The 13,703-nt window shown below is 67.2% G+C and carries 28 protein-coding genes; 2 read left to right on the top strand and 26 right to left on the bottom strand.

The genetic code is table 11. From position 1 onward, the window contains the following. From BMZ69_RS30085 to BMZ69_RS29965, 25 genes are all read right to left on the bottom strand, one after another. On the bottom strand, window positions 1-375 hold a 375-nt coding region (locus BMZ69_RS30085; RefSeq protein ID WP_092163697.1), incomplete at its 3' end, for a hypothetical protein. Then, window positions 372-614 (bottom strand): hypothetical protein, encoded by a 243-nt coding sequence (locus tag BMZ69_RS30080; RefSeq protein ID WP_092163696.1) that lies wholly within the window; start codon window positions 612-614, stop codon window positions 372-374. The genes BMZ69_RS30080 and BMZ69_RS30085, both read right to left, overlap by 4 nt. Beyond that, a complete protein-coding gene (locus BMZ69_RS30075; protein WP_175507046.1) occupies window positions 611-994 on the bottom strand; it encodes a regulatory protein GemA in 384 nt (127 codons plus the stop codon). The genes BMZ69_RS30080 and BMZ69_RS30075 overlap by 4 nt, the downstream gene beginning before the upstream one ends. Window positions 995-1,005: 11 nt before the next feature. After that, window positions 1,006-1,230, bottom strand: a complete 225-nt coding sequence (locus BMZ69_RS30070; RefSeq protein WP_092163694.1) for a hypothetical protein — start codon at window positions 1,228-1,230, stop codon at window positions 1,006-1,008. Window positions 1,231-1,233: 3 nt separating this feature from the next. Next, window positions 1,234-1,572, bottom strand: a complete 339-nt coding sequence (locus tag BMZ69_RS30065) for a hypothetical protein (RefSeq protein WP_092163693.1) — start codon at window positions 1,570-1,572, stop codon at window positions 1,234-1,236. Window positions 1,573-1,574: 2 nt separating this feature from the next. Beyond that, a complete protein-coding gene (locus BMZ69_RS30060) occupies window positions 1,575-2,147 on the bottom strand; it encodes an MT-A70 family methyltransferase (RefSeq protein WP_092163692.1) in 573 nt (190 codons plus the stop codon). Next, window positions 2,144-2,560 carry an ASCH domain-containing protein gene (locus BMZ69_RS30055; RefSeq protein ID WP_092163691.1) on the bottom strand — a complete coding sequence of 139 codons (417 nt, stop codon included), beginning with the start codon at window positions 2,558-2,560 and terminating at the stop codon, window positions 2,144-2,146. Before BMZ69_RS30055 ends, BMZ69_RS30060 begins: the two co-directional genes overlap by 4 nt. Then, window positions 2,560-2,886: a hypothetical protein gene (locus tag BMZ69_RS30050; protein ID WP_092163690.1), complete on the bottom strand. Its 327-nt coding sequence runs from the start codon at window positions 2,884-2,886 to the stop codon at window positions 2,560-2,562. The genes BMZ69_RS30055 and BMZ69_RS30050 overlap by 1 nt, the downstream gene beginning before the upstream one ends. Further along, window positions 2,883-3,089, bottom strand: coding sequence for a hypothetical protein (locus BMZ69_RS30045; protein WP_092163689.1), 207 nt, complete (start codon window positions 3,087-3,089; stop codon window positions 2,883-2,885). Before BMZ69_RS30045 ends, BMZ69_RS30050 begins: the two co-directional genes overlap by 4 nt. Then, window positions 3,086-3,742, bottom strand: a complete 657-nt coding sequence (locus BMZ69_RS30040) for a hypothetical protein (RefSeq protein ID WP_092163688.1) — start codon at window positions 3,740-3,742, stop codon at window positions 3,086-3,088. The genes BMZ69_RS30045 and BMZ69_RS30040 overlap by 4 nt, the downstream gene beginning before the upstream one ends. Further along, window positions 3,739-3,999: a hypothetical protein gene (locus tag BMZ69_RS30035; protein WP_092163687.1), complete on the bottom strand. Its 261-nt coding sequence runs from the start codon at window positions 3,997-3,999 to the stop codon at window positions 3,739-3,741. Before BMZ69_RS30035 ends, BMZ69_RS30040 begins: the two co-directional genes overlap by 4 nt. A gap of 2 nt (window positions 4,000-4,001) precedes the next feature. Beyond that, window positions 4,002-4,229 carry a hypothetical protein gene (locus BMZ69_RS30030; protein WP_092163686.1) on the bottom strand — a complete coding sequence of 76 codons (228 nt, stop codon included), beginning with the start codon at window positions 4,227-4,229 and terminating at the stop codon, window positions 4,002-4,004. A 1-nt stretch (window position 4,230) separates the two neighbouring features. Continuing rightward, window positions 4,231-4,503 (bottom strand): hypothetical protein, encoded by a 273-nt coding sequence (locus tag BMZ69_RS30025; RefSeq protein ID WP_092163685.1) that lies wholly within the window; start codon window positions 4,501-4,503, stop codon window positions 4,231-4,233. A gap of 1 nt (window position 4,504) precedes the next feature. Next, window positions 4,505-4,747 carry a hypothetical protein gene (locus BMZ69_RS30020; RefSeq protein WP_092163684.1) on the bottom strand — a complete coding sequence of 81 codons (243 nt, stop codon included), beginning with the start codon at window positions 4,745-4,747 and terminating at the stop codon, window positions 4,505-4,507. 7 nt (window positions 4,748-4,754) lie between these two features. Next, window positions 4,755-5,588 carry a DUF3164 family protein gene (locus BMZ69_RS30015; protein WP_244543623.1) on the bottom strand — a complete coding sequence of 278 codons (834 nt, stop codon included), beginning with the start codon at window positions 5,586-5,588 and terminating at the stop codon, window positions 4,755-4,757. Then, window positions 5,578-6,072, bottom strand: a complete 495-nt coding sequence (locus BMZ69_RS31825) for a helix-turn-helix domain-containing protein (protein ID WP_175507045.1) — start codon at window positions 6,070-6,072, stop codon at window positions 5,578-5,580. The genes BMZ69_RS30015 and BMZ69_RS31825 overlap by 11 nt, the downstream gene beginning before the upstream one ends. After that, entirely contained in the window at window positions 6,069-6,479 is a 411-nt protein-coding gene (locus tag BMZ69_RS30005) for a hypothetical protein (protein WP_092163683.1), read from the bottom strand. The genes BMZ69_RS31825 and BMZ69_RS30005 overlap by 4 nt, the downstream gene beginning before the upstream one ends. A gap of 2 nt (window positions 6,480-6,481) precedes the next feature. Continuing rightward, window positions 6,482-6,718, bottom strand: coding sequence for a hypothetical protein (locus BMZ69_RS30000; protein ID WP_092163682.1), 237 nt, complete (start codon window positions 6,716-6,718; stop codon window positions 6,482-6,484). Then, window positions 6,718-7,098 (bottom strand): hypothetical protein, encoded by a 381-nt coding sequence (locus BMZ69_RS29995; RefSeq protein ID WP_092163681.1) that lies wholly within the window; start codon window positions 7,096-7,098, stop codon window positions 6,718-6,720. Before BMZ69_RS29995 ends, BMZ69_RS30000 begins: the two co-directional genes overlap by 1 nt. Further along, on the bottom strand, window positions 7,095-7,661 hold the full coding sequence (locus tag BMZ69_RS29990; protein WP_092163680.1) for a hypothetical protein: 567 nt from the start codon (window positions 7,659-7,661) through the stop codon (window positions 7,095-7,097). Before BMZ69_RS29990 ends, BMZ69_RS29995 begins: the two co-directional genes overlap by 4 nt. After that, window positions 7,661-8,434, bottom strand: a complete 774-nt coding sequence (locus BMZ69_RS29985) for an AAA family ATPase (RefSeq protein WP_092163679.1) — start codon at window positions 8,432-8,434, stop codon at window positions 7,661-7,663. Before BMZ69_RS29985 ends, BMZ69_RS29990 begins: the two co-directional genes overlap by 1 nt. Window positions 8,435-8,504: 70 nt before the next feature. Next, a complete protein-coding gene (locus BMZ69_RS29980; RefSeq protein WP_092163678.1) occupies window positions 8,505-10,661 on the bottom strand; it encodes a DDE-type integrase/transposase/recombinase in 2,157 nt (718 codons plus the stop codon). Beyond that, a complete protein-coding gene (locus BMZ69_RS29975) occupies window positions 10,658-11,593 on the bottom strand; it encodes a ParB/RepB/Spo0J family partition protein (protein WP_092163677.1) in 936 nt (311 codons plus the stop codon). Before BMZ69_RS29975 ends, BMZ69_RS29980 begins: the two co-directional genes overlap by 4 nt. After that, complete coding sequence (locus BMZ69_RS29970; protein ID WP_092163676.1) at window positions 11,593-12,009, bottom strand: helix-turn-helix domain-containing protein; 417 nt, start codon at window positions 12,007-12,009, stop codon at window positions 11,593-11,595. The genes BMZ69_RS29975 and BMZ69_RS29970 overlap by 1 nt, the downstream gene beginning before the upstream one ends. Beyond that, window positions 12,009-12,248 carry a helix-turn-helix domain-containing protein gene (locus BMZ69_RS29965; protein ID WP_092163675.1) on the bottom strand — a complete coding sequence of 80 codons (240 nt, stop codon included), beginning with the start codon at window positions 12,246-12,248 and terminating at the stop codon, window positions 12,009-12,011. The genes BMZ69_RS29970 and BMZ69_RS29965 overlap by 1 nt, the downstream gene beginning before the upstream one ends. Window positions 12,249-12,343: 95 nt before the next feature. Between BMZ69_RS29965 and BMZ69_RS29960 the strand changes: the two genes are divergently transcribed. Together BMZ69_RS29960 and BMZ69_RS29955 are read left to right on the top strand one after the other, a co-directional pair. Beyond that, entirely contained in the window at window positions 12,344-13,057 is a 714-nt protein-coding gene (locus BMZ69_RS29960; protein ID WP_092163674.1) for a LexA family transcriptional regulator, read from the top strand. Beyond that, window positions 13,054-13,401, top strand: coding sequence for a hypothetical protein (locus BMZ69_RS29955; RefSeq protein WP_092163673.1), 348 nt, complete (start codon window positions 13,054-13,056; stop codon window positions 13,399-13,401). The genes BMZ69_RS29960 and BMZ69_RS29955 overlap by 4 nt, the downstream gene beginning before the upstream one ends. 28 nt (window positions 13,402-13,429) lie before the next feature. Here the strand turns inward: BMZ69_RS29955 and BMZ69_RS29950 are convergent. Continuing rightward, on the bottom strand, window positions 13,430-13,703 hold a 274-nt coding region (locus BMZ69_RS29950; RefSeq protein WP_092163672.1), incomplete at its 5' end, for a hypothetical protein.

Here is a 13,703-nt window from a genome sequence, read left to right as displayed (position 1 = left end):
GCGGGCCTTCTGGCGGTGGACGCTGCGCCGGGTGATGCCGGCGCGGCGCGCGGCCTCGTTGGCCGTCGTGCCCTCGGCCAGCGCCTCGCGGACCAGGCGGGCGCGGCGGCGGCGGTCGGCGAGATAGGAGCCGCTCGGCCCGAGCGGGACCTCCAGCTGCACCCGGCGCACGCCCGAGCCGAAATGATGCGAGAGCGCCAAGGCCTTGTCGCGGCCGATCGCCCGCACCAGCCAATGATCATCGGCCATGCGCGAGGGGATCGAGACCGCCTGCCCGCCCTTGGCCTCGGCGATCGCCAGCGCCGCGTCGATGCCGACGACATCGGCGATCTCAGCGAGCAGAGCCGGCAGGTCTGGCCAGCCGCGGCGCGTCATCGCCGGCGCATCCGTTGCTTGGCGCGCATGCCGGGATCGAGCACGGTGACGACGACGCCGGCCTCGACGACGAACTTCAACCCGTCCGCGACGATGACATAGTCGACAAGGCCGATGCGCTCCGCGGCGCGGCGGCCGCGCTCCAGGCCCGCGGCGATCGTCCAGCGCAGCTGCTCGACATCGGCGGCGCCGGAGCGCTGCAGGAAGCGGACCAGGGCGTGGTCGGTGACGCGGATCATCGGGCCGGGTCCTTCAGGCGCTTTTGCCAGGCTTTGAGCTGCTCGATCGCCTCGCGCGTCTGTGCGGGCTTCAGGAACTCCGGCGCCGAGACCGAAAAGCGCTGCTGGACCCATTTGCGCAGGGCCTCGCGATCGAGCGGGCCGGCATGGAGCGCGCCCCAGAGCGCATAGACCATGCGCAGATCCGCGCGCTCCGCCGGCGCCCTGGTCGCGGCCTTCGGCTTCCAGCCCAGGCGCTTCAGCTCGGCGAGGACGGCGTCGGCCTGGCTGTCGGAGAGATCGCGCGAACTCGCGACGCCGGCGACGCGCCGGAGCAGGCCGCGATAGGCGTCCTCGTCGAGCGACAGATCCTTCCTGGCGATGTGGATCTTGGCGAGCATGCCGGGATGGCTCATAGACCGGCCTTTCTGATCACGCCCTGCAGCTCGACCGCCCGGCGGGTGAGACGCTTCAACTCGGTTTCAAGGACGGTCGACCGGCGCGGCTTCACGCCTTCGATCACCGACATCAGCCGCTGGCGCTTCTCGTTGATCTCGGCGAGCTCGGCGCGCGCGAGCAGCGCCATCAACGGCGCGGCATCGGACGGGGCTGGGCGAGAGCCGAAGAAGCGCGACATGGCTCAGGCGGCCTCCGCGGCAGCGCGGTAGGCGGCATAGAGCCGCTCCTGCTCGCGCTCGGCACGGGCTACTCGAATGCGACAGCGATCGCGGCGCTTCTCGGCCGCCTCGCTGGGTAGGAGCGTCTTGCCGGTGCGGATGTTGATCCAGGCCTGCCAAGCATCGAGATAGGCGGACTCCGCCTCAATTTCCGCTGTTCGGGCTGCGTCGGTCTTCTTTCCTGCGAACAGCCATTGCGCGAAGAGCAAATCCGCGACGGTGAACAATGGCTCGCGCCATTCCAGAAGCTGCCGGAGCTCGTCGGCGTTCAAGTCTCGCCATGATTGCGGGCGCTGCGTCATGGTCAGGCGGCCTCGCTGTCGAACTTGCCGGCCTCGTCGCCCCAGGCGGTCCAGCCCGGCCTGGTGCGCCGCGAGAAAATGTCGGCGCGGCGCAGCGCCTGCGGCATCATCCGCTCGGCGATGTCATAGGCCTCGGCCGGTTTCTCGCTGTGTCGCCCGATCGGCGCCAGGAAGGCGGTGCGAATGTTCCGCACCGACTCGGGCCGGCCGAGCGTGCAGATGATGAAAGGCTCCGAGGCGCAGCGCAGGCGATAGCCCGTGCCGAAGCCGAGCTTGCCGTTCACCGTCGTCTTCACCCAGACGCCGGTGGTGACGAAGTTGAGGTTTAGCCGGCGGCAGAGCGCGACCTGCTGGTCGATCATGGGGTGCGTCGCCCAGACCCAGAACAGAGCATCGCCGCGGCCGAGATCCGCGATCGGGAAGGCTGCGCACTGCTCGATCGAGAGTGTCTTGTAGTGCGCCTCGGGCGACTTTCGGTTCTTGCCGGCCGTGCCCCATGCCTCGAAGCGCCATGGGAAATCGACCATGACGAAGTCGAACGACATCGGAGTGAGAGAGCCGAAGCGCCAGGTCATCGCGCCGGCTCCCAGCAGATCAGCACGCCGGTGAAGCGCGCCTCCGGGTCGGAGGACTCGGGATGTGCGGCGTGCCAGAACGCCTGCAGCTCGGCCCAATGAAGGAAGCCGTCGCGGCGCGCGAAATCGTCGAGCTGGCGCGGCACATGAAAGAACTGGTCGCGGCCGAGGAAATGGACGTAGCACATGCCGGCGAGCGCCATCCGGACCGGCTCGACCGCGACGCAGACGGGATCGGCGATGATCTTGTGGCAGTGTTTCGTCCGCATGCCCTGGTAGATCTGCAGCAGCTCACCCGGACGGGCATGGCGCGCGCGATCGGCGCGAATGGTCTGGCGCTTGACGACGCCGGTGGCGGGGTGGCCGGTCGCGATCGGCTCGACGAAGCGCTTGTTGAAGGAATAGGCGACCATCAGCGAACAGGGCCTCCCGCCTTGGCGATCGCCTCGCGCTTCGCCAGCTCCAGGCACATCTGACCCATCGTCATGCCATGGCGGAGCACGGCCTCGCGGGCATCTGCCGGCAGGGTCAGGAAGGCGCGGATCTCGTCCTCGTGCTGCTGCAGCCATTCGAGCGTGCGGGCGGCGGAACCGAGGCGCTGCATGTCGTATTCCGCCTCGCGGGGCGGGCGCAGCTCGCGCAGGGTGTCGCCGCCAATGAGAGTGCGCTGGCGGGTCTCGGCGAAGCGGACCGCCTCGATCTGCTGGCGCAGCGAGATCTTCTTCGGGGTGTCGGTCATGCCGGCCTCCCGAACAGGCTGTCACGGTCGGCCTGAAGGCGCAGGTGCTCGGCGATCGCCTTCATCATGGCGATCTCGTCGGCGGCCTTCTCCCGGGTCATCTTCCGGTCCTGGACACGGCGGGCGTAGACACGCTCGCGAAAGCGAACCTCGCGCTCGGCCGCCGCCGCGAGCTGGTCGAAGGAGAAGCGTTGGGCAATCATGCCGTCACCTCGAAAAGTTCGCGTTGGAACGGGCTGAGGCCATCCAGATCGCCCCATTGGTTCGCCATGGCGTCGGCGATGCCGGCGAAGAAGCGCGAGCGCTCGCGCCCTCGATCGAGGCCGCGACGGCCCCAGCCGGTGTGACGGTGCACACGCGCTTCACGACCCGGAACGATCAGCGTGGGCTGGAGCGGCGGCAGGTTCTTCAGCCAGAAGCAGGTGCGCTTCACCTCGCCATGGCCGAACTGCCATGGCTGCACGCTCTGGGCCGGCTCGCGATAATTCGCGATCCGGAGCTTGGCGTGCCGGTGCATCACCGGGTTTTCGACACAGATGCGCTCGATCGGCGCGTTCCAGAAGGCCGAGAAGAGCGCGGCGCCCTCATCGAGCTCACGCCACATATCGTCGAGCGAGCGGCCGGGGGGCGGGGTCGAGAGCCAGCGAACACCGCTGTTGCACAGGCGGGTGCAGGGCGGGTGGGCGACGATCAGCAAGTCCCAGCGATCATCGAGCAGATCGCGCGCGTCGCCGACGTAGTGGCGATTGCTGCCGTCATCCGCCGGAACGAGATCGCACGACCAGGCATCGTGCCCGCGAGCGGCAAATGCCCGGCGGACGATCCCGGAGCGCTCACAGGCGATGAGCGCCCTCATGCCCGCCTCGAAATGTGAGCGGTGGCCGCGGCCTCGCGAGCCGCCTTTGCGGCGACGAGCTCGGCGAAATACCGGCCGGTGCTGGTGAGACGCGCCCGCTTGCGGCAGCGGGCTTGCTCGATCACCGCGAGCCCGCGATCGGCGAGACGCTGATAGGTCGAGGGGCGGTCGCGGGTGATGTCGAGCGTGCTGAAGTTGCTGGCGAGCAGGTTCAGCTTCACCAGCGCGCGCTCTTCCTGCTCGGTAAAGCGGCGCATGGTCAGCGCTCCGGATCTAGCAGCCGGCAGTCGGCCGCCGGCACGATGAAGATCAGCCCGTCATCGGCGCGGACGCGCAGATGCGAGACGCTGGACCGGCTGACGACGCGGGCCTTGAAGCAGAGCTCGCCCTGCTCGTGATCGAAGGTCCGGACCTCAATGAGGGCCTCCCTCGCGAAGTCATCGACCGGCGCCGGCACATGGCTGAAGGTGCTGCCGCGAAGCCACATGTCAGCGGCCTCCCTGTTCGATAAGGCGAGCCCGGCCCGCCGCGCGATGGCTCGCAGTGGGGCCGAGGTCGACGTCACCGCCTCGAAGGGTTTCGATCTCGACCTTGCAAGCCTCGGCCTCGCTGATGCGCCAATGCGGCCGCTGCGCGGTGTAGGTGCGCTCAAGCGGGACAGCGCGGGAGAGGATTTCTAGAACGCGCATGCCCTCCTTCAGTCGAAGGAGGAAATGCTCGCCGCGGATCGTGACGGCGCAGTATTGCGGCGCGGCTGCCATGTCAGTTGGCCTCCGCGGTCTCGGGCTGCGCCGCCGGCTCGTAGGCGACGCCGCAGAAGGGGCAGAACGTCGGGAACATCCCGACGGCGCGGGCGCCGCGCTTCTTCTCGATGATCTCGGTCGCGATCATGAGGTGGGTCCCGAACGGCCGCAGGGTGATGGCTCGCACCAGGCGCGTGTTGCGCTCGGCGAGCTTCGCATCGACGACGTCGATGCAGTTGCAGGATGAGGTGCTGTCGCTCATCGCACCCTCACGCCGATGCAACGTTGAGGGAGATTGTCGACCAGGCGCCGTCCGCATTCCTGAACCGGAAGCGCAGATAGGCCTTGGTGCCGATCACGCGGATGGAGTCGCGGATCGCGTCCATGGCGCGCTGCCAGCGCTCGTCGGCGATCTCCATGGCGAGCATCGAGAACAGCTCGCCGCGGTTGATCTGGCCTTCCTTCTCGACGCTGAAGACGCGGTTCACCAGCGAGCGCAGGGCCTCGTGGCTGTCGGCGCCCCACTCTTTGAGGCACTCGTCGACCAGGCGCTTCGCGGCCTGCAGTTCCGGACCGAACGCGATCTGGTCGGCGATCTTCACCTCGACCTTCAAGGTGTCGTCATAGGAGGTGTAGGTGCAGTTGCCCTTGCCGTCGCTCGGCGGCACGCCGTACTGCTGCTCCAGCAGCGACTGGAATGCGGCGAGATCCTCGAAGGTGTGGCCTTTGAAGCGCCGGATCTGATCGGACAGGGCGCGGGCGTAGAACATGACCTTGCGCACCATCTCGTCTTCGAGCTGACGCTGCGCTTTGATCGTGCCGTGGGCCATCAGGTTGCCCCTGGCATCGCGCATGAATTTCTCGCCGCCGACCTCGATGACGCCGGCCTTCATCGCCTGCTGCTTGCCGAAGACGTCCGCGGCGAGGGCAGCGAGGCCGAGTTCCGTCAACATATCCTCGCCGGCGGCGCACCAGCGCTCGCGGTCCTCTTGGTCGAGCTCGCCCCATGGGACGATGCGCGACGGCGCGAATTCAGCTTTCGCTAGGGCGGCATAGATGGCCTTGCCAGCAATCTCGCGCGATGCGGCAATCTCACGCTGCATGTTCGGTCTCCTGGTTGGGTTCTGACGGCTCGCCATCGGCCTGCTCGACGATGAGCCTGGACATGGCGACGATCTCGTAGATCGAGACGCGGACGGCCTCGCGCTCGGGTGCCGAGAGCACGCGGCGAGCGGCGGCGAGCGGGTCGATCGAGGCGGCGAAGCGCAGCAGGCCGGCGCGCTCCAGCGCCTGCAGCGTGCCGAGCAGCGCGTCGGTCGAGAGCCGGAAGCTCTCGCTGGACGCCCGCAGCTCCTCGGCCCGGCGCAGGCCATGGACGATGGTGGAGTGGTCGCGATCGCCGGAGAGGCGGCCGATCGTGGTCAGGCCCAGCGCCGTCATCTTGTCGGCGAGCCACCAGCAGGCGAAGCGGAGATGGGCACGCTCATCCGTGGTGCGGCCGGCAGCCATGATTTCATGGCGGCTGACGCCGGCGACGGCGCCGACCGCCTGGACGATCATGTCGAAGGTGACGTGACGCTCGCTCATGCCGCGTCGCCTCCGCCATCGAGGGACGGGTGCGGGGCGCGCGGAAAGCTGACGACGTTCGTCTCGCCGATCGGCATGGCGAGGGCGGCGAGGCCGGGACGCGAGACATGCACCGGCCCGCCGCCGTCCAGCTGGCGCTGGAGCTCGGCCTGCTGCGCCTTCAGCGCGGCCTGATAGGAGGGCGCCGGCTCGGGCTCGGCGGCGCCGGCGACAAGCAGCAGCTCGTCTTCGAGCTCCTCGACATCGCCGGCACAGGCCTGCAGCTCGTCGGCCTTGCGGGCCGCCAGCGAGACGAGCTCGGCGAGCCGGAGGCAGTTGTCGACCGGCAGATCGACACTGCGGCGCCAATGCTCGCGCAGCAGCTGGGCGATATCGCGCAGATCGAGGGAGAGAGGCTTCGCCTGCATGGTCAGCCCTCCCGGCCCGGCAGGGACGGCGCCCGGCCGAGATTGCGGCCATGGCGTTCGGCCTCGTCGCGTTCCAGGTCGGCGAAGGCGAAGCAGCCGACCAGGCTAAGGGCGACGCCGGCGAGCAGGAAGAAGGCGTAGACCTCCCATTGCTTGACGTATTGCAGCGTCACGCCGGCGAACCAGCCACCCAGCGGAACCATGGTGAGAAATGCGAGCTTGGCACCGGACCGGATCATCAGGCGACGTCCTTCTGCTGGCGGTTGGGGCAGCGGCGGCAGGCGCGATAGAGCCGCGCGCGCGCAGGATTGGCGGTGCTGAAAGGCTTGCCCTGGTTGTCCAGGCACTGATCCTTGGTGATCTCGCCGAGGATCGGGCACTCGACCGTCTCGCCCATGAGCGCGCCGCGGATGCGGGCGAAGAGCTTGGGCAGGTCGCCATTCTGATACTTGTTGGCGAGCGCGAAAGAGACGGTCGCGTCGGAGTAGCCTATGCGTTTGGCGACACGCCGCGAGCTCTCGGCCTTGCAGGCTTCGGCGAGCGCCCGGATCTCGGGCGGCATCGTTTCACCCCAGCCGCGGCGGGCGCGCTCGATCTGGTCGACCTTCGGAGCGCTCATGCGGCCCTCCGAGGCGTTTCCGGATCGGTAACGTTAACGGTTTTGCCGCTGTTGAGATCGAAGACGAAAGCCGTTCCGACCACAGGCGCGCGCGGCCCGGTGTCGGCAGAAGGCTTCAGGCGCCAGAGGCCGCCGCGATCCTCGACCAGGCCAGCCTTCTGGAGGGAGCGGCTATAGGTCCGCACGGCATGCGCGGTGACCTCGCATTCCTCTGTCGAGGCGGCATCGGCGAGGCCGTCGGGCTTCCAGCTGCGCATCTTGCGCATCGCAGCCCAGATCTGGCGCTGCTGCTGGGCGCCGCGGCCATTGGTCATGCGGCCGAGCGGCGGGGCATCGCCCTGCACCTGGACGGCGTAAGTCGGGCCGTATGTGCCGGAGCCGACGATGTCGAGCACGCGCTCGCGATGGAGCCACTGCACCCATTCGGCGATCGGCGGATAAGCGGCCGGCGCCAGAGCGGCGATCGTCGCCACGGTGAACTGGCCATATTCGGCACTGAGGACGCGCATCGTCCGCCAGGCGATGGCGCGCGCGTCGTCGGGAAGGCGGGCGGCGCTGACCATCACGCAGCCCTCGCCGCGAGAACGAGCTTGCGGATATCATCTTCGTAACGCACGGCAGGCGCCCTGCCGGTGTGCATCCGGCCGCCATAGTTCGAGCGGTTCAGACTCGTCAGACCGGCCGTCTGAGCGAACTCCTGGATGTGGGAAACCGTCGTCGAGATTCGCCGCGCGACGCCGCCGCTTTCGATCCGCACCAGCTCCAGCAGATCGTCGGCGATCTGCAGCTGCGGCGCGTAGGCCGTGGCGAGCTTGCGCGTATCATCCAGATCGCAAGGCTGCGCCGGAACCCAGTCGAGCACGCGATCATGCACGCGTGGCGTCGGTTTAAGCTTGGAGACGAGCTCTTCCTCGCCGATTAGGATGATCGGCGTGTTGCTGTTGTCCTGGAGCTCGCGGATCAGCTCGATCCAGCCCTTGTCGATAGCCTTGTCGGCCTCGTCGATCAGGAGCGGGCGATCTATGTTCTCGCCAAGCCGGAGGATCGCCTTCTCGGTGAGATCGGCAACCGTTCCTTTGGTCTTGCTCTCGTGAAGTTCTTCCAGGAGCTTCTGGAGGAACTTCTTGCGGGTCCAGCTCTCCCCGATGGTCAGGATCGGCGCCTGGCACTTGTTGTGGACATAGATCGCCGCCTTGGTCTTGCCGAAGCCCGGAGGGCCATGGAAGACGCCGAAGCCGGGCAAGTCGTCGTTGCGCTGTTGCAGACGGTTGACCAGCGTCCAAAGGGCGGTCACATTCTTGAGCGGGGCGAAGCGCTGCTTTTCTTTCTCTTGCATCTTTGATCCTCTGTATTCTCATCTTCTCGAAGGGCTCGCCGTTGCAGCGGCGGGCCCTTTTTCCGGCGGCTCAACGCAACGCCGCCTCGCCGAAATCCGCTTCGATCGTCGCGTGAGCCCGGTATTCGGGCGTGTTCCGGTAGCCACCGAGCCAAACGGCGTCCGCCGTCGCCAGCTCGACGCCGTCCGCCATGCGCGTCTCAAGCTCGCGGGCGCGGCGATAGCGTTGGTGGGGCGTCTCGGCGGCTCGCAGCGGAGTGATGTTCGGCGCCTCGGCCACAGTCAGATCGGCCTCGATCTGCGCGTGGATGGCCGCATCGACCGGTACCGGCGCGAAGCGATCGCCGCGGCGGATCGCCGCCGCCTCGAAGCCGGCATCGAGCGCTGGCGTGGTGTGGATATCGGAACGTGCCGGGAAGGCGACGAGCTTGCCGCTGGCGATCGCCGCCTCGGCCAACCGGCCGTCGAGCACGGTGCGCTCGGTGACCCGCTTCTTCGTCAGCGTGCGCACCTCGGCCATCTGCTCGTCGATCGCCGCCCGCTGCGCCGCCCTGGTCTGGGCCAGCAGCGCGGCCGGATCGACGCCGGAAAGCTCGGCATTGACGCCACGACCCAGCAACTGGTCGCCCTCGGCGTCGAAGAGCCAGATCGTGCCCTTGTCGGCGGGATCGAGCCGGACGAAGACCTCCGTGCCAGGTAGGATTCCGGGCGTGAGATAGTGCCAGCCGGCGACGCGGACGCCCTGCTTGGTGACGGTGCGCAAGCCGCGCGCGTCCGGCGCCTGCATCAGAAGGATGGCGAGCGCATCGGCATCGACAGTGCGGATCGGCCGCAGCGAGCTCGCGGCGCGCGCGAAGGGCGTGATCCTGCCGAGCCCGCCATGCTCGCGCTGCGCATAGATCTCGTCGGCCCAGCGATCGACGATCACCTGCAAATCGTCGCCGGTCATCGTGACGTTGAAGGCGGAGTTCTCGTCCTGGCCGAGGCGCTGGCTGAAGGCCTTGCGGCCCTCGATCTTCTTGCGCTGAGCGACATTGTGGCCGACGAAGCCCGGCAGCATGCGGGCGCAATCGGTCTGGAAGGTGCGGATATGGCGCTCTACGTAGCCCTTCTGCCAGGGCGAGAAGGCATCCGAGCGGATGGCCTCGACCTGCAGCTTGGCGAAAAGGCGGACCGTGGCGCGGGCGACGAAATCGCTGCCGTTATCGGTCTTCACCGCATCCGGCACGCCCCAGGCGAGGATCGCCTTCCGCATCAGCAACTGCACGGCCTCGGAGCGCGGCGTCTTCGAGACGAAAAGGACCAGCCGTCGCGACCAGACGTCGATGCAGACATAGATCGAGTGGCGGCCGTCGACGCAGAGCGCGTCCACCGGCGAGGCGTCGATCTGCCAGAGGGCGTTGAGATGCGGCGCCATATGGGCGTAGGAGCCCGAGGTCCGCATCTTCGAGCGGAAGCCGTCAGGGTCCATCATGCGCAGCAGCCCGGCGGCGTACTCCTGTTTCCAGGCCTTGAAGCGAATCTCGAAGGCACGCAGGCCGGGCAGAGCCAGCCCTTCGCCGGCGAGCCGGGCCGAGAATTCGCCCTGCACCGTCTCGTGGATCTGGCGGGCGGTGTAGAGCTCGTTGAAGGAGTGCACCGCGAGCGCGAAATGCTTGATCTCGCCGTCAAAAGCACTGTCGAGCACGCCCTGGCCGCGCCGGCCGGCGCCGCGATCGACCGCGAGGCGGCCGGTCTCGCCCTCGCGGGAAGCCGAGAGCCAGCGCAGGACGGTCCGGGTCGAGAGGCGCGGCAGGATGGCGGCCGCCCAGGCCGGCATCTCGACCCTGCCGAGGTTGTAGAGGTCGACGAAATAGCTGATCGCAACCGTCTGCTTCATCGCGGACAACCGGATGAAGGCTCGAAGCGCGCCGAGCACGGCCAGGCGGGCGTCGAGCTGCAGCGTGGCGGCGCTGGTGGTGCCGGCGGCCGGCTCCGACGCAGCCTGGAGCGCCTCGCCGGCGACGGGAGCCGGCGCCTCGGCGCCGAAATAGGCGATGCGCGCTGCGACCGGCAGCAGATTGACATGGTATTCGAGCCCTCCGCCCCGGCCGGCGCGCTGGCGGCAGAAGGCCGAGAAACGCGCCCAATCCTCACGCTTGGCGAGCTCGACGACGTTCTGACGCGTGGTCGGCATGCCCGGAAGCGCCAGATCGGCGATTTCGGAGGAGGTCAGCCAGAGTTTCACGCCGTTTCGCCCTTCTTGGCGCGGGCGGGCTTGGTTTGCGGCGCTTTCGCTGCGACGACCTTGGTCTGGATCATCCGGTATGCCGCCTCCAGCTGGCCGGGCGACAGGCGAGCAAGCAGCGCTTCAAGCTTGGCGAGAGGCTGATCCTCCTCACGCACGGCGCCGCCCGCCGGCACCATGCCCGCCGAGACTTTCGCCTTGGCGAGATTGGCGGCGCGCCCCTCGGCGATCTCGCGCGCGACCTTCACCTGATCAGCAGGATCAAGCGCGGCGAGCGCCTGCAGCTGGGCCTGATTGTCGGCGACCTTGGTGCCGCGGATCAGCGTGACGGCTTCGGGGGAGAGCCCAGCGGCGAGCTCGCGGGTGCGGCGGATCGAGCGTTCGGCCAGACCAGTGCGGCGAGCGGCTTCCTTCGAGAAGCTCGACCAGTTGGCCAAGTTGGCCAACTGATTTTTCTCGCGCCATTTCTTCGACTTGCGGTCACCGCCATTGCGCGCATCCGCGTGCTCGGCGGCGAACATGTCGGCGAGCCGGCCGACGAAGATGGTCCGGTCGAGCGCAGTGAGCTCGTTGCGGATCAGATTGGCATGGATCTCGTGCCTCTCTCGCTCCTGCAGCGACAGGGGGCGGATGCGAGCCGGGATCTTAGTTCTGCCGAGCAGTTTGAAGGCTTCGAGACGGTGCTCGCCATCGACGAGGATGTAACGATTACCGCCGGCCGGCGTCGTCGCCACCGCGATTGGCTGGTGCAGATAGCTCTCCGCCACCGAGGCCGCGATCATCTCGACGTGGGCGCGATCGACGAGGCGCAACCGGTCGACGACGTCGATCGCGGCGATCTCGATCTCGATTTCGTGGTCGGGAGCCGAGGGAGGCGACGAGATGTCGAGGACGTCGCGGCTGGCATCGGGATAGGCGGAGGCGTCGCGCATCAGGCGGCTTTCTGGACAGAGATCAGCGGCGGAAGCGAGCGGGGTCGTGCCGAACGCGGAACGACCACCGGGATGAGGCGAATGGCGGAGCCATGGCCGCACGCTCGCAGGAGCGCGACGGTCTGCTCGATCGAGGCTCGCTCGGGGTTGCGGCTGTTGGGCTTGCCGGGCCGATAGATCTCAACGCCGGGCCGCAAAGCGCCCGAGCCGTCGTAGTGGTTTGGCCAAAGCTCATTTGGCGAGCGACCGGTCAGGGCGGCCACCGCAGATTGGACCCGCGGAACCGCCCGGCCGTTGCAGTGTAGCGCCGTATTCCATTCTGAAGCGGAGCAGCCGAGCACGATCGCGACACGCTCCGCACTCAAGCCGGCCTCGTGCAACGCGGCGACAACGTTTGCTTTGATCGACAGAGCCATCACGCGGCCCTCTTGTGGCCGCGGCGGACGAGGCGCTTGCCCGACGCGTCCCAACGATCCGGCCAAAGGATATGAAGCGGGATGCGCAGCGCTTCAGAAATTGCCCTCTCAGCTCCGCGTTGCGGGCGGTGCAGCGCCGCGCGCAGAGCCACATCGGACACGCCGTAGCGCTCGCCAATCGCGGGCAGGAAACGGAACTTGGATTTTCGAACAGCGGCAAGGATGTCGGCTTGGTGCATGCGCAGCTATCCAATTGGCGGCACGGGCCGCTTTCTGTTAACCATCGGAGTAACGAAAGATACCGTACCTATCTTTTTGGATATAGGCAAGCCTGATGTCGAAACGATCGGATGATTCAGACGCCGAAGAGGTCGATGAGGCTCTGCTGCAGCGCTTTAAGGAGGTGGTCGAGGCCGCCGGAACGCGCCAAAGGGCTTCGGAACTGACGGGCTACTCGACTCAACAGATATCCAAATGGATCGCTGGGAAGGCGCGCATCCCCTTTCGGCAAGCAGCGATTCTCGCAAAGGCGGCCAATCGCTCCTTGGACTGGCTTGCTAGCGGGAATGGGTCACCGTTGTTGGGACCGGATTTTTCCGAGCAGAGGGCATCGCCCGAAATTGAGGGCGACGATGACGTCGTGTTCATCCCGCTGCTCGAAGTCATCGCGAGCGCCGGCCCAGGCATTGAGAACTCGAATCCGGTCGCGAAGGACCACCTGCCGTTTCCGCGCCGCTGGCTCGACCAACTCAACCTTCCAGTGGAGTTCGCCCGCTTCCTCGACTCGCGCGGGGACAGCATGACGGAGACGATCAAGGAGGACGCGATCTGCCTGGCGGATATCCGGTGGCAGAGGCCTCGGCTCGACGCGATCTTCGTCGTGGTCCACAACAACGACGTGCGGATCAAGCGCATTGGCCGCGGCATGGAAGGGCGGGTGACGCTGATCAGCGACAACCCGCGCTATGAGACCGAGGTGCTCTCGGAGCCGGAGGCGCGATCGCTCAAGATCGCCGGCCGGGTCGTTTGGGCTGGAGGGAAGATATGAAGACAAGTCACATCGGGTTTGGTTGGGTCGTCGGTGCGATGATCGCGACGTGCCTGTCCGCCACTACTGTCTTTGCGCAGTCCGCCAAACCCTCAAAGAGAGATGCGCTCGGCTGTATGGAAAAAGAACTCCAAGATCGGATAGCCAAGATTGCCAATTCTGGCGATCACGAAGCCTTTAAAAAGTTGGCTGGAGCTGCGGTTATCGCCGGAAAGTGCCGGGTCGTGAGCAAGGGAACCATGCTTTTCGTCGAGGACACGGCGGTTTGGTCCGGATTGTTCTGCTATCGTCCCGTTGGCGACGTCTCGTGCCTCTGGATGTCGAGCGATTTAACCAGGCCTTGAGGGCGGCTTTTCAGCCGCCCTCGACAGTTCAAGCGACCTTGAAGGCGCCTTCGCCAAGGCCCCAGCTGTCGAACTCCTCTTCGCTGGCATCGGTCATGGCATCAACCTCGGTCGAGACGATCCCGTGCCGGGCAATGATCACGGCGTCCTCCCACTCTCCCGTTGCGGGATCGCCGGTGCGGCGGAACGCGACGACGCCGGCGCGGCTCGGCTTGAAGCGCTCGAACATTCGAACGGCATGGTCATGATCGCGCGCGGGGACCGGTTCCTCCGCCGAGATCTTGCCCCTCGACCCCTTCACG

The sequence above is a fragment of the Allobosea sp. CRIB-10 genome (assembly GCF_900112185.1).
Taxonomy (GTDB): Bacteria; Pseudomonadota; Alphaproteobacteria; order Rhizobiales; family Beijerinckiaceae; genus Allobosea.
This window is presented reverse-complemented; position numbering and strand designations above follow the sequence as displayed.